We start from the raw sequence: 13039 nt of genomic DNA, 5'->3' as shown, positions 1-13039 counted from the left end.
GTCGTCTTCTTCCTGATCCACCTGATCCCGGGCGACCCGGCCGCCGCGATGCTCGGCGAGGGCGCGGCGCCCGCGGACGTCGCGGGCCTCCGGAAGGACCTCGGCCTCGACCGGCCGCTCCTCGGCCAGTACGTCGCCTGGCTCTCCGGCGCCGTGCGCGGGGACCTCGGGTCCTCGATTCTGACCAAGAGGAAAGTCACGCGGGAGATTCTCGCGGCCGTGCCGGCGACGGCCGAGCTCGCCCTCGCCGCGTTCCTCGGGGCGATTCTCGTCGCGGTTCCGACGGGCGTCGCGTCGGCCCTCGCGCGCGGCAAGCCCCTGGACGGTTTCCTGCGCGCGGTGTCGCTCCTCGGCGTTTCGACCCCGAACTACGTCTCGGGGCCGCTCCTCGTCCTCGTCTTCTCGATCGGCCTCGGCCTCCTCCCGGTGTCGGGGCGCGACGGGCGCGGCGCCCTCCTCCTTCCCGCGGCCACGCTTGCGTTCGCGCTGGCGGCGCTCTTGTCGCGGATGGTGCGGGCGTGCCTCGCCGAAGAGATGGACCGGCCGTACGTCGCGGCCGCCATCGCGCGCGGCGAGCGCCCGCTGCGCGCGATCCTCCGCCACGCGGGGCGCAACGCGCTCCCGCCGGTTCTCGTCGTCGCGGGCCTGCAGTTCGGCTCGCTCCTGACTGGCGCCGTCGTGACGGAGACGATCTTCTCGTGGCCCGGAGTCGGACGTCTCCTCGTCCAATCCATCCAGCGGCGCGACTACCCGCTCGTGCAGGGCTGCGTCCTGTTCATCGCCGTGACGTTCATCCTCGTGAACGCAAGCGTGGACGCTCTCGCCGCGGCCCTCGATCCGCGCGCCCGTGCCCGCGCGGCGGGGGAGGGCGCGTGAGGCCGTCCGCGAAGGTCGCGGCCGCCGTCCTCGGGCTCGCGATCCTGGCGGCTCTGCTGGCGCCGCTCCTGCCGTCCGCGCCGGCCACACGGATCGACCTGACGCGGCGGCTCGTCCCGCCGTCGTCCGCCCCGCCGCTCGGGACCGACGAGCTCGGGCGGGACCTTTTCTCGCGCCTCCTGCGCGGCGCGACGGTGTCGCTCGGCGTCGCGGGCGCCGCCGTCCTCGCCTCGGCCGCGTTCGGCTCCACGCTCGGGCTCCTCGCGGGCGAGCAAGGCGGCGCGTGGGACGCGGCGCTCGGGCGCCTGGTGGACCTCGTCCTCGCGTTCCCCGGCCTCCTCCTTGCCGTCGCGCTCGCGGCGGTGCTCGGGCCATCCGCGAAGAACACGGTCGTCGCGCTCGCGGCCGTCGGGTGGGTCCCGTACGCCCGCCTCGCGCGCACGGAGGCTCGGCGCCTGTCCACGCGGGACTTCGTCGCGGCCGCGCGGGCCGCAGGCGCGTCGCGCGCGCGCCTCCTCGCGGTCCACGTCCTCCCGAACGTCGCGTCGCCTCTCCTCGTTCAGGCGACGCTCCACCTCGCGGCGGCCGTCCTCGCGGAGTCCGCGCTCTCGTTCCTCGGCCTCGGCGTCCCGCCGCCCGCGCCGTCCTGGGGCGCGATGCTCGCGGGAGGGCGTACGCACGTCCTGGACGCCCCGCACGTCGTCCTCGCCCCCGCGGCCGCGATTCTCGTCGTGGTCCTCGGGACGAACGTCCTCGGCGACGCCCTCGTGGACCGCCTCGATCCGGCGCGCCGCCCCTCGTGAGCGCGGTGAGCGACGCCCCCGCGCCCCGCCTCGGCCGGTCCGCCGCCCTCGGGCTGGCGCTCCTCGCGATCCTCCCGTTCGTGAACGGCCTGCCCGCCGACTTCACGTACGACGACAAGCTCATCATTTCGGGCAACGAACGAATTGCCTCGCCGTCGAAGGTCGACGAGGTCTTCACGACGCAGTACTTCGGGGGCTCCCTCGCGTCGGCGCAGAACTACCGGCCGATTCTCCTGTTGACGTACGGCGTCCAGCGCTGGATCCACGGCAACCGCGCGTGGCTCTTTCGCGCCGTGAACATCGCGCTCCACGCGGCGGTGACGGTCTTCTTCGCGGCGTGGCTCGTCGAGCTGGGTTTCGCGGCGCGGGCCGCGCTCGCCGCCGGGGCGCTGTTCGCCGTCTTCACGATCCACGTCGAGGCCGTGACGTCCCTCGTGGGCCGGGCCGAGCTCCTCGCGGCGCTGGCCGTCTTCGCCGTCGCGCGCCTGTGGCTGCGCGCGACGGGAGGGGGGCGGCTCCGGGCCGGGACGTACGCCGGAGCGCTCGGCGTCTTCCTGCTTTCGGTCTTCGTCAAGGAGAACGCGATCGTCGCGCCGGGCGTCGTCCTCCTCGGCGAGCTCTTCCGCGGCGGCCGGGGGCGCTCGCCGCGGGAGGCGTGGGCGGCGCTCCCGCGTTTTGCGCGCTGGGCGCTCTTCGGGTTCCTCGGGCCCATCGTCGTTCTCTTCGCGGTGCGCGTGATCGTGATCCACGGCTTTCTCGTCTCCCGCGAGGCCGGGATCTTCGACCTCGAGAACCCGCTCGTCGCGATGAAGCCCGCGCTCCGGGCCGCGAACGCTCTTTCCCTGGCGGGTCTCTACGCCCTGAAGACGTTCGTCCCGCTGCGCCTGTCGGCGGATCACTCGGCGTACGCGTTGACGCTCGCCGCGGGTTTCCGCGAGTGGCGCGCCTGGGCGGGCCCCGCGTTCGTCCTCGTGCTCGTCGTCCTCGCGATCGCGTTCTGGCGTCGCCGGCCGCTCGCCGCGCTCGGGATCGCGCTCTTCGCCGGCTCGCTGTTCCCGGTCTCGAACGTCCCGTTCGTGATCGGGACGATCTGGGCCGAACGTCTCGCGTACCTCCCGTCCGCCGGCCTTGCGGCGCTCGCCATGGGCCTTCTCGGCGGCATCGCGCTCGAGGTGCCTCGGCCCTCGCGCTTCCCGTGGCGCGAGGCGCTCCTCGTCGCGGCGGTCCTCGCGTACGGCGTCGCGGCGGCGGTCCGGAACCTCGCGTGGGCGGACGACCGGACGCTCTACCTCGACATGGTCGCGAAGTACCCGAACTCGGCGAAGGCCCATTACAACGTCGCGTGGGACGCGCAGCTGAAGGGCGACCGCGAGACGACGATCCGCCACCTCACGCGCGCGATCGAGATCTTCCCGCGCTACTACGACGCCTGGGCGCTCCTCGGCAAGCAGCGCTGGGACGAGAAGAAGTGGGACGAGGCGATCGGCTGCTACCGGCGTTCGATCCAGATCTTCTCCACGTACGAGAACGGCCACTGGGGCCTCGCAAAGGTCTACGAGGCGGCCGGCCGCCTCGAGGATGCGGGCCGGGAGTTCGACGAGGGGGCGCGCCTCCTCCCGGAGTCCTACCCGATCGCATACCACCGCGCGGCATTTCTCGAGGCGCGCGGGAAGCTCGTCGAAGCCGAGGACGCCTGGGACGATGCCGTCGACAATGGAGACGGTGCCGCGTCCGTCCGCCTCGCGCACGCCCGCGTCCTCGTGAAGCTGGGCCGCGAGTCCGAGGCGTGGGACGAGGCGCGCTGGGCGCTCGTGGCCGATCCCGCGAATGCCGACGCGCGCCGCTTCCTCGCGGAGCGCTACGAAGCCTCGGGCCGCACGCTGGCGGCCGGGGCCGAGCGCGCGCGCGCCGTGCGCTCGAACCCCGCCGACGAGGCGTCGTCGGCGGACCTTCTCGAATACGCCCTCCGCGAGCCGTCGGCACGCGTGCGGGCGCGGATGCTTCTGCCCGAGATCCGCGCGGCCGTTCCAAGGCCGGGCCCGCGCCTCGCGAGGGCGCTCGTGAACTTCGGCTGAGTCAGCGCCGCTTCGGGATTCCGAGGTGCCTGACGACCGCGGCAAAGCGCGGCTCGTCCCGGAGCGGGTCGAACCCCCGCTCGACCCCGAGGTACGCGAGGCGGCCGTCGCCGTCGGCGCAGGACTTCTCGAGCCACTCGAGCGACTCGAAACGCTTCTTCTGCCCGAGCGTCAGGATCGCGAACGGGAACCCGCCCACGTAGCGGGTCTTTGCGAGGGCATCGAGGTCTCGCCGGGCGGCCTCGGCGTCCGCGGGCCGCCCGGCGAGAGCGCTCGCGTAGCCCGAGAACGCGATCGCCTCCGGCATGGACGGCTCGAGCTCCCGCGCCTTGCGAAGCTGGGCGAGCGCGTCGTCGTAACGCTTCTGCGCGAGGAGCGGGAGGGAGACCCAGAGCCGCGGGAACGGGTGGGCCCGGTCCAGGTCGATCGCGCGGCGGATCTCCTCCTCGCCGCCCTCCACGTTTCCGCCAAAGTAGCGCGCGAGCCCGGCGTCCGTCTGGATCACGGCATTGAGGGGGTCGAGCGCCTGCGCGCGCGAGATCTCGGCGAGCGCCTCGTCGGGGCGGCCCGCCGCCGAGAGGAAATTCGAGTACCACTGGTGCGCCTCGGCGTCGCTGGGGTTCAGGGCGAGCGCCTTCCGGAACTCCTCCTCGGCGCCGGGCCAGTCGTGGTCGGTGAGGTACCGGATGTCCGCGAGGATCGCGTGCGGGCCCGAGAGCGTCGGGTCGAGGGCGATGGCTTTCGCCGCGAACTCCCGCTCGTTCGGGACGAGCTCGGCGGGCGCCGCGAAGCTGTAGTACGCAAGAAGGTGCTGCACCTCTGCCAGGCCGCACCACGCGTCGGCCTCGCGCGGATCGCGAACCGTGGCGTCCTGGAAGTAGCCGAGCGCCTTGAAGATCCCCTCTTCCGTGCGCTTCTTGAGGAAGAACCGTCCGCGCTGGACGCGGTCCCACGCCTCCGGATCGTGGCGCCGGCCGGCGACGCGCTTCTCCTCTTCGGCCGTCAGCGCGGGCCTGAGAGTGCGGGCGATACCCGGGGCGAGGTCCGCGGCCGCCGGGAGCGGATCGCCCGCGCGGTCCGTCACGTCCCCGTGCCAGAGGCGCGCCCCGCTCACCACGTCGACGAGCTCGGCGTCGACGTGCAGATCGGCACCCTGTCGATTCACGCGGCCCACGAGAATCGCGCGCGCATGGAGGAAGCGGCCGGCCTTGCGTGGGTCGCCCTTGTCCGGCGCCGCGTACACAGTCGACCGCGCCAGCACGGAGAGACCGGGCGTCTTCGAGAGCGCATCGATCAGGGAGTCGGTCACGCCCTCGGAGAGGTACTCGTGCGCGGGGTCGCCGGTCTCGTTCGTGAAGGGGAGGACGGCGAGAATGTCGGCCGCGGGCGTCGAGCCGCGGAAGAACAGGAGCCACGCGGCGGCGGCGAGGACCGCGGCGAGCACGGCTCCGCTTGCGGCGACCGGGGCGGCCCGCAGCTTCGGGCGGGCCAGCGGCGCCGGGGCGATGACTTCGGTTTCGTCCGTCGCCGAGACGAATTCGTGCCCGCCGCCCGAGCCCGTGAAGGGAATCTTCAGGGCGAACGCGAGGTCGGCCGCCGTCTGGAACCGTCGGTCCGGCCTCTTCTCGAGGCACCGGAGGATCAGGCGGCGCAGCTCGGGTGGGAGGCCCGTCACGAGATCCGCCGGATCGCGCGGCTCGCCGCGCAGCGTCGCGACGAGGGCCTCGGGCGGCGTGTCGCCCGGGAACGTGCGGCGCCCGGTGACCATTTCGTAGAGGACGCAGCCGAGAGCGAAGATGTCGCTGCGCGCGTCGGCGGCCTCGCGCCGGATCTGCTCGGGCGAGAGGTACCCCGCCGTGCCGACGATCGCCTGCGGCTCCGTGACGTCGCGCGCGCCTTGCGAGAGGCTCATCGAATCGTCGAGCGTCGCGATGCCGAAGTCGAGGATCTTCACGCGCCCGTCGGACGTGAGGAACACGTTCGAGGGCTTGACGTCGCGGTGGACGACCCCTCGGGCATGGGCCGCCTCGAGGCCCTCCGCGAGCGCGAGCCCGACCTCCACGGCCCGCCTCCAGGGCAGGGCGCCCTCGTCCAGCCGCGCCTTGAGCGTCTGGCCCTCGAGAAGCTCCGTGACGGCCCATGCGACCCCGCCCTCGGAGCCGACGTCGTGGATGTCGAGGATGTTCGGGTGCGAGAGGGCCGCGACGGCGCGGGCCTCGCGGTCGAACCGCATGCGGGCGACGGGGTCGGACGCCAGCGAGTCCGGCAGGACCTTGATCGCGACGTCGCGCCCCAGGCGGGTGTCCCGCGCGCGCCAGACTTCGCCCATTCCCCCCGAGCCGAGCGGCGCGAGGATCTCGTACGCACCGAGGCGGTCGCCTGCGTGGAGCGTCACGTGACCGGGACGATTCTAGGCGCGTGCCCCCGGAACGCACAATTTGTCAGAAGGTCTTGGTAAATGAGAAGTAGACGCCGTCTCGGCCCGGCGTGAAGCCGTCGCCGTCCCGGCTCTCGAGTGCCGCGTTGCGCGACCACGAGAGCTCGATCTCCGACGACCAGAAGAACCCGCTCGTGAGCCCGATCGTGACGGCGTTCGGGTTGTCGGTGCGCTGCAAGATCGCCCCCGACGCGTCGCGAACGGTCCGGTCCACGGAGGCGAGCGTGCCCTTGAGGTGCAGGAAGAGAAAGAAGGCGAGCTGCATCCGGGCCTCGAGGTTCGCAATCACGTAGCCGCGCGAGACGATCTCGTCGAGGCCGGCCGTCGGGAGGACGGGCCGCGTGATCGTCTCGTAGTCCCCGGCGTTCGAGCCGCCCGAGAGCCGGAACGCCGAGAACCGGTCGAGGTTCGATCCCGTCCCGGCGTACACGGACGCGAAGATCCGATGTCTCCGGTCCCCGAGGGGCAGCGGGAGCGCGGCGAGGGCGAACCCGGCGAGGGCGGTCCACGAACGGGTATGCGCGGCCGCGTGCGCCCCCGTCGGGCCCCCGCCCCAGTCCTGCCAGCCGCCGCGGTGGGCGGCCCAGGCGTCGAGACCGGCGGCCCAGCCGAGGTGGGGAAGCTCGAGGAGGTTGCGCGTGAGAGCGTCGGTCCTGACGCGCGCGTGGAAGCGACCCTCGTAGGCGTCCGCCGGGGGCGTGAACGAGGGCGCCGCCGAGGAACCCTTCGAAAAGTAGACGAAGCCCGGCTCGTAGGCGAGGGAGGCTTCGAAGAAATTGTCGGCGTGACCCGGAGAGAGCGCGCGCCGGAAGGCGAGTCCGACGCCTGCCCGGACCGAGCCCCAATTCAACTCCTCGCTCTCGAGCCGCTCGCCGCTCGCGTACTCGGACCGCGCCCACGGAAACGTCGTGTTCTCGAACGTCAGGACGAGGTCCGTGTTCCTCGCGAACCGGCGGTTCCAGCGGACGTCGTCGTAGATCCCGAGGAGGACCGCCCTCAGCCGCCGCGCGCCGCCGTCGCGCTGCCGCCAGAGGAGAAACGCCGCCTCGGGGTTGAGGGTCTTGCCGTCGGGGCCGGACGGGATCCAGCCGAGACCCGCGAAGACCTCGTCGACCGTGGTGCGGTCGCGGGCGGGCACGTCGAAGGTCATCCCGATGGCCGTCCGCGTAAACGCCTCGCCCGCCAGGATCGTGGACTCCTGGCCGGCCCCACGGAATGCTCCGGCGAGGAGGAGCGCCAGCGCCGCCGCGAAACAGACTCGCCGGGTCGCACGACTCATGGGAACAACATGGGGCGCGCGCCCGGGGATTTCACAGGTCATTCTCAGGAAATTGATATTCTCCCAAGAGATCCAAATGGGCCTCAGGTTCGGCGATTGCCTCTTCGACCCGGAGAGCCGCCAGCTCTTCCACGGGGGAGTGCCCGTCCCACTGTCGCCCAAGGCATTCGCGCTCCTCGAGATCCTCGTGAGGAACCGGCCGCGGGCGATGGCGAAATCGGAGCTGCAGGAGACCCTGTGGCCGGACACGTTCGTCGTGGAGGCGAACCTCGCGAACCTCGTCGCCGAGCTGCGGGAGGGGATGGGGGAGAAGGGGCACCGCGACGGCTTCCTGCGCACGGTCCACGGCTTCGGCTACGCGTTCTCGGGGGAGGGAGCGACCGAATCCGGAACGCGGCCCGCGGTCGCGAGCGCGTTTTCCCTCGTGCGGGACGGGCAGGCGATCCCGCTCGCTCCGGGAGAGAACGTGATCGGCCGCGACCCCCAGGCCGCCGTCTTCGTCGACGACAACACGGTTTCGCGCCGCCACGCGCGCGTCACCGTCAAGGGGGACGAGGCGTTCCTCGAGGACCTCGGGAGCAAGAACGGGACGACGGTCGGCGGCCGGGCGCCCGACGCGTCGCGGGGCCTGAAGCACGGCGACGCGATCCTCGTGGGCTCGGTGCTCTTCACCGTCCGGGTGGCGGCGCCCGCGGGGGAGACGGCCACGCTGCGGGACGCTCCGGCCCCTGCCCCCTAGTCCGGCTCGACGCCTTCGCCTGCGACGTCCGGTGCGGCCTTCGCCGCGAGGTTCGCGCGGTGCCGCTTGATGAGCCGGAGGAGGACGACGTACGTGAGCGCGCCCGCGACGACCGAGAGCGCGAACATCCCGACCGCGATCTGCGCGCCGACCGCGCGCATCGTCGGACCCGCGGCCGTCCAGAACGAGCGCCGGAACATCTCGTGCCATGGCAGGTGGGCGATGGCCTCGCGCCGCGCCTGAAGCAGGAATCGCCCGATCGGCAGCGCGATCGCGCCGACAGCGGGCAGCGTGATCGGGTTCACGACGAGCGTCCCGAGGAGAACGTCGACCTTGTTGAGCTTCAGGGCGAAAGCGAGCAGGAGCGCGATCACCCAATGGAGCCCGATGAGCGGCGTGAAGGAAATCGCGACGCCGATCGCGAACGAGGCCGCGACGACCTCGGGGGGCGAGTCCCTCCCGAGCATGTGGAGAAAGCGGGCCTTGAACGACCCCTTAGCCGGCGTCAAAGTGGTCGAACCCGGCGTCGGGCAGTGGCGCCCGCCGCCCGTCTCGCACGAGCCTGACGCCCGCGCCGTCGTCGATCGTCCCGATGCGCCGCAGCGCGAAGCTCCCCGCGAGGCGATCGACCGCGGCGAGCTTCTTCTTCGGGACGGTGAAGAGGAGGCCGAAATCCTCGCCGCCGTAAAGCGCGGCCGCGAGCGGGTCGAGACCCGCGAGGGGCCCGAGATCGGCGAGAGCCGAGTCGACGGGGAGCCGGTCCGCCTCGATCGTCGCCCCGACGTCGGAGGCGCGGCAGAGGCGGTAGAGGTCGCGCGCGAGCCCGTCCGAGACGTCGATCGCGGCAGAGGCGAGGGAGCCTGCCGCGAGCGTCGAGCCGAGCACGAGCTGGGGCCGCGGGTCGATCTGGTGGCGGATGAGACGGGCGACTTCCTGGGCGCGCGGCGCGGAAACGCGCCGGCCCTTCGGGTCCAGCGCGACGCGTTCGGCCGAGAGCCGATAGCCCTTCTCGAGGAGCCTGAGGCCCGCGGCGGCGGCGCCGAGCGTCCCGGAGACGAAGAGCGCGTCGCCGGGCTCGGCGCCCGAGCGCGTGAGCGGGGCTTCGGGAGCGTGGCCCATCGCCGTGACGGCGACGAAGACCTTGTCCGAGGCGCTGAGGTCGCCGCCCACGACGGCGACGCCGTGCTCGGAGGCCGCTTCTTTCACGCCGGCCGCGAGCGCGTCGAGCCACTCGGGCGTGGTCTTCTTCGGCAGCCCGAGCGCGAGGACGGCCCAGAGCGGCCGGGCGCCCATCGCCGCGAGGTCGGAGAGGTTCACGTTCATCGCTTTGCGCCCGAGCCTGCGCGGATCGGCGTCCTTGCGGAAGTCGTGATCCTCCAGGAGGACGTCCGTCGTGACGGCGAGCCGGTCCGGGCTCACGACGACGGCGGCGTCGTCGCCGATTCCGACCTTCACGTCCCGCCGCCGCGTCGCGAACGCGCTCGCGAGGCGGGCGACGATCGCGTCCTCGGGCGGGAGGCCGGAGCGCTTCTTCACGCGCGCTTCCCGGGCCTCTTCGAGGCGGCCTTCTTCTGAGAGTTCTTCCCGGGAGGCGACCCCGGGCCGGTAAACGCGGCCCCGAGGACGTCATCCACCTTCGCGGCGAAGACGAACTTCAGATCGCGCCGGAGCTCCTTCGGGATCTCGGCGAGGTCGCGCCTGTTCGCCTTCGGGAGGATGACCGTGCCGATGCCCGCGCGGCGGGCCGCGAGGACCTTCTCCTTGACGCCGCCGATCGGGAGCACGTCGCCGCGCAGCGTGATCTCGCCCGTCATCGCGACGTCGCGCCGGACGCGCGTGCCGCCGAAGGCCGAGATCATCGCGGTCGCCATCGTGACGCCCGCCGACGGGCCGTCCTTCGGGATCGCGCCCTCGGGGACGTGAATGTGGACGTCGTGCGTTTCGAAGTAGTCCGGCGCGAGGCCGTAGCGGTCCGCGCGCGAACGCGCGAACGTGAGGGCGGCCTGCGCGGACTCCTTCATGACGTCGCCGAGCTGGCCCGTGAGCTGGAGCTTGCCTTTGCCGCGCACGGCCCGGGCCTCCACGATGAGGACGTCGCCGCCCACGGCTGTCCAGGCGAGGCCCGTGGCCGTCCCGACCTGGTCGGTGCGGAGGGCCTCGTCGCGCGTGAACCGCTGGATGCCGAGGAACGCCTTCACTTCGCGCGGCGTCACGACGACGGGCTTCTTCTTGCCCGAAGCCCAGCGCACGGCCACCTTGCGGCAGCACGAGCCAATCTCGCGCTCGAAGCTGCGGAGCCCGGCCTCGCGCGTGTAGTTCTCGATGATCGCGCGGAGCGCGTCGTCCTTGAACGTCACGGCGCCTTCGGGCAGGCCGTTCTCCTTGCGCTGCTTCGGCACCGTGTGCGCCTTGGCGATCGCGAGCTTCTCCTCGGTCGTGTAGCCCGAGAGGCGGATGACCTCCATGCGGTCGAGGAAGGCCGGCTGGATCGTGTCGAGGACGTTGGCGGTCGTGATGAAGAGGACCTTCGAGAGGTCGTAGTTCACGCCGAGGTAGTGGTCCCGGAACGTGCGGTTCTGCTCGGGGTCGAGGACCTCGAGCAGGGCCGAGGACGGGTCGCCGCGGAAGTCCGCGCCGATCTTGTCGACCTCGTCGAGGATGTAGACGGGGTTCGACGTCCCGGCCTGCGCGAGGCCCTGGATGATGCGGCCCGGCATCGCCCCGACGTACGTGCGCCGGTGCCCGCGGATCTCGGCCTCGTCGCGCACGCCGCCGAGCGACAGGCGCAGGAACTTGCGGTCGAGCGCGCGCGCGATCGAGCGGCCGAGCGACGTCTTGCCGACGCCGGGCGGGCCGACGAAGCACAGGATCGGCCCTTTCGAGTCGGGAGAGAGCTTCCTCACCGCGAGGAATTCGAGGATGCGCTGCTTGACCTTCTCGAGGTCGTAGTGGTCCTCGTCGAGAATCTTCCTGGCGCGGGCGAGGTCGAGGCTGTCGGTGGAGACGACCGCCCACGGAAGGTTCACGAGCCAGTCGAGATACGTCCGGAGCATCGCGTTCTCGGCCGAGTCGGGGTTGCCGCGCTCGAGGCGCTTGACCTGCTTTTCGATCTCCTGAGCGGCCTCCTCGGGGATCTTCTTCTCGGCGATTTTCGCGCGGTACGCCGCGATCTCCTCGGAGAGGTCCTCGGTCTCGCCCAGCTCCTGCTGGATCGTTTTGAGCTGCTGGCGCAGGAAGTACTCGCGCTGGCTCTTGTCGATCTCGCCCTTGGCGGCGCCCGAGATCTCCTGCTGGACCGTCAGGACGCGCACCTCGCGCCGGAGGATCTCGAGGACGGTCTTCAGCCGCTCGACGGCCGGGATCGTCTCGAGGATCTTCTGGGCCTCCTCGATCTTGAGCTCGAGGTTCGAAGCCGCGAGGTCCGCGAGGCGCGCGGGCTCGTCGAGCCCCGCGGCGACGACCATCACCTCGGGCGAGATGGACTTGCCGAGGGCGACCGTCTTCTCGAGGGACTCCTTCGCGCTGCGGACGAGCGCCTCGACCTCCTCGGGCGGAGGCGTCTGGGCGTCGGGCTCGGGGATGCGCGTGACCTTCGCCCGGAGCGACGGGGAGTCCGCAAGGATCGACTCGATCTTGACGCGCGACAGGCCCTGCACGAGGAGGCGGATGCGCCCGTCCGGAAGCTTGAGCATCCGCATGACGGCTGCCGCCGTCCCGATCGTGTAGAGGTCGGCCGCCGTGGGCTCCTCGACGGAGGCGTCCCGCTGCGCGACGAGGAGGAGGACGCGCTGCTCCGCGAGGGCGGCGTCGACCGCGGCGATCGACTTCTCGCGCGACACGGAGAGCGGCACGATGACGTACGGAAAGAGGACGACGTCCTTCAGCGGCAGGACGGGAAGGATGTCGGGAATCGCGACCTGTGCGCTCGCGCCGGGGTCCACGGAGCTCATCAGCTCTTCTTGCCTTTCACGATGGGAATCGACCGGCCCTTGCCGCCCGAGCGTTTCGGAATGTCGAGCATGAGGAGGCCGTCGGCGTACGTGGCGCGGGAGCCTTCGGGATCGGGGTCTTCGGGCAGCTCGAGCACGCGCTCGAACGCGCCCGCGGCGCGCTCGACGCGCAGGAAGACGCCGGACTCGCGGTCCGTCGCCTTGCGCGTCCCGCGGAGCGTGAGGACCCGCCCGCGGATGTCCACCGAGATCTCCTCGGGGTTCGTGCCGGGAATTTCGAACGTGAGGCGCCAGAGCGGGCCGTGATCCACGACGTCGACCGGCGGGACGAGGGCGGGCCGCTCGGGCGGCTCGTGGGAGGTGCGGACGAAGAAGCCGACGGGAATCTCGCGCTTCTTCATTTCTTCCCTCCCGGGGCGCGTCCGAGGAGCGCCTTGAGCTCGTCCACGAAGTCGCCGAGGTCCTCGAAGCGCAGGTAGACCGACGCGAACCGGACGTAGGCGACCTTGTCGAGGTCCTTGAGCTTTTCCATGATGCGCGTGCCCATCTCGACGGTCGACATCTCGCGCGGCTCGCGGGCCGAGAGCTCGCCTTCCATCGCGTCGCAGATTCCCTCGAGGGTGGTCGTCTCGACGGGCCGTTTCTCGCAGGCCTTCATGAGGCCGCGCAGGAGCTTGTTGCGGTCGTAGGGCTCGCGCCGCCCGTCCTTCTTCACGACGAGGAGAGGGATCTCCTCGACCGTCTCGTAGGACGTGAAGCGCCTCTGGCAGGCGTTGCACTCGCGCCGGCGCCGGATGACGGCGCCCTCGCGGCTTTCGCGCGAATCGACGACGCGGTCGTCGCCCTCCCCGCAGTACGGACAGCGCATGTGGCCCCGAGC

11 protein-coding genes are annotated in these 13039 nt (G+C 71.9%); 4 read left to right on the top strand and 7 right to left on the bottom strand.

Going from position 1 to position 13039, the window contains the following annotated elements; genetic code table 11:
* The first annotated feature begins 48 nt into the window (after positions 1–48).
* From IPL89_03240 to IPL89_03230, 3 genes are read left to right on the top strand one after another with little or no spacing between them, the layout of a single operon-like run.
* Positions 49–876, top strand: a complete 828-nt coding sequence (locus IPL89_03240) for an ABC transporter permease (GenBank protein ID MBK9062196.1) — start codon at positions 49–51, stop codon at positions 874–876.
* The gene (locus IPL89_03235) at positions 873–1679 is read left to right on the top strand and encodes an ABC transporter permease (protein ID MBK9062195.1); all 807 of its coding nucleotides are present in this window, start codon (positions 873–875) and stop codon (positions 1677–1679) included. The genes IPL89_03240 and IPL89_03235 overlap by 4 nt, the downstream gene beginning before the upstream one ends.
* On the top strand, positions 1676–3754 hold the full coding sequence (locus tag IPL89_03230) for a hypothetical protein (GenBank protein ID MBK9062194.1): 2079 nt from the start codon (positions 1676–1678) through the stop codon (positions 3752–3754). Before IPL89_03235 ends, IPL89_03230 begins: the two co-directional genes overlap by 4 nt.
* Before the next feature lies 1 nt (position 3755).
* On the opposite strand, the gene IPL89_03225 is transcribed toward IPL89_03230, so the two are convergent.
* Together IPL89_03225 and IPL89_03220 are read right to left on the bottom strand one after the other, a co-directional pair.
* On the bottom strand, positions 3756–6149 hold the full coding sequence (locus IPL89_03225; GenBank protein ID MBK9062193.1) for a protein kinase: 2394 nt from the start codon (positions 6147–6149) through the stop codon (positions 3756–3758).
* 46 nt (positions 6150–6195) lie between these two features.
* Positions 6196–7470, bottom strand: coding sequence for a hypothetical protein (locus IPL89_03220; GenBank protein ID MBK9062192.1), 1275 nt, complete (start codon positions 7468–7470; stop codon positions 6196–6198).
* A 76-nt stretch (positions 7471–7546) separates the two neighbouring features.
* On the opposite strand from IPL89_03220, the gene IPL89_03215 reads away from it, so the two are divergent.
* Positions 7547–8209 (top strand): winged helix-turn-helix domain-containing protein, encoded by a 663-nt coding sequence (locus tag IPL89_03215; GenBank protein MBK9062191.1) that lies wholly within the window; start codon positions 7547–7549, stop codon positions 8207–8209.
* Here IPL89_03215 and IPL89_03210 read toward each other — a convergent pair.
* The 5 genes from IPL89_03210 to nrdR are packed head-to-tail and all read right to left on the bottom strand — an operon-like array spanning position 8206 to position 13027.
* Positions 8206–8676 (bottom strand): DUF2062 domain-containing protein, encoded by a 471-nt coding sequence (locus tag IPL89_03210; GenBank protein ID MBK9062190.1) that lies wholly within the window; start codon positions 8674–8676, stop codon positions 8206–8208. The two genes, IPL89_03215 and IPL89_03210, sit on opposite strands and share 4 nt — an antisense overlap.
* A 28-nt stretch (positions 8677–8704) precedes the next feature.
* Positions 8705–9709, bottom strand: a complete 1005-nt coding sequence (thiL, locus tag IPL89_03205; GenBank protein ID MBK9062189.1) for a thiamine-phosphate kinase — start codon at positions 9707–9709, stop codon at positions 8705–8707.
* Positions 9710–9741: 32 nt separating this feature from the next.
* Complete coding sequence (lon, locus tag IPL89_03200) at positions 9742–12159, bottom strand: endopeptidase La (GenBank protein ID MBK9062188.1); 2418 nt, start codon at positions 12157–12159, stop codon at positions 9742–9744.
* Positions 12159–12560 carry an Hsp20/alpha crystallin family protein gene (locus IPL89_03195; protein MBK9062187.1) on the bottom strand — a complete coding sequence of 134 codons (402 nt, stop codon included), beginning with the start codon at positions 12558–12560 and terminating at the stop codon, positions 12159–12161. The genes lon and IPL89_03195 overlap by 1 nt, the downstream gene beginning before the upstream one ends.
* Positions 12557–13027: a transcriptional repressor NrdR gene (gene nrdR / locus IPL89_03190; GenBank protein MBK9062186.1), complete on the bottom strand. Its 471-nt coding sequence runs from the start codon at positions 13025–13027 to the stop codon at positions 12557–12559. The genes IPL89_03195 and nrdR overlap by 4 nt, the downstream gene beginning before the upstream one ends.
* Between the last annotated feature and the right edge of the window lie 12 nt (positions 13028–13039).

This window comes from Acidobacteriota bacterium, from assembly GCA_016716715.1.
GTDB lineage: Bacteria > Acidobacteriota > Thermoanaerobaculia > UBA5066 > UBA5066 > Fen-183.
Note: the sequence above shows the minus strand (reverse complement) of the source record. Positions and strands in the feature narration are given on the sequence as shown.

What these genes read in the sequence shown, in the direction of transcription:
- IPL89_03215 (MBK9062191.1), top strand. Translation starts at nt 7,547, where the DNA reads ATGGGCCTCAGGTTCGGCGATTGCCTCTTCGACCCGGAGAGCCGCCAG.
- IPL89_03240 (MBK9062196.1), top strand. Translation starts at nt 49, where the DNA reads ATGCTCGGCGAGGGCGCGGCGCCCGCGGACGTCGCGGGCCTCCGGAAG.
- nrdR (MBK9062186.1), bottom strand. Translation starts at nt 13,027, where the DNA reads ATGCGCTGTCCGTACTGCGGGGAGGGCGACGACCGCGTCGTCGATTCG.
- IPL89_03220 (MBK9062192.1), bottom strand. Translation starts at nt 7,470, where the DNA reads ATGAGTCGTGCGACCCGGCGAGTCTGTTTCGCGGCGGCGCTGGCGCTC.
- IPL89_03210 (MBK9062190.1), bottom strand. Translation starts at nt 8,676, where the DNA reads ATGCTCGGGAGGGACTCGCCCCCCGAGGTCGTCGCGGCCTCGTTCGCG.
- lon (MBK9062188.1), bottom strand. Translation starts at nt 12,159, where the DNA reads ATGAGCTCCGTGGACCCCGGCGCGAGCGCACAGGTCGCGATTCCCGAC.
- IPL89_03195 (MBK9062187.1), bottom strand. Translation starts at nt 12,560, where the DNA reads ATGAAGAAGCGCGAGATTCCCGTCGGCTTCTTCGTCCGCACCTCCCAC.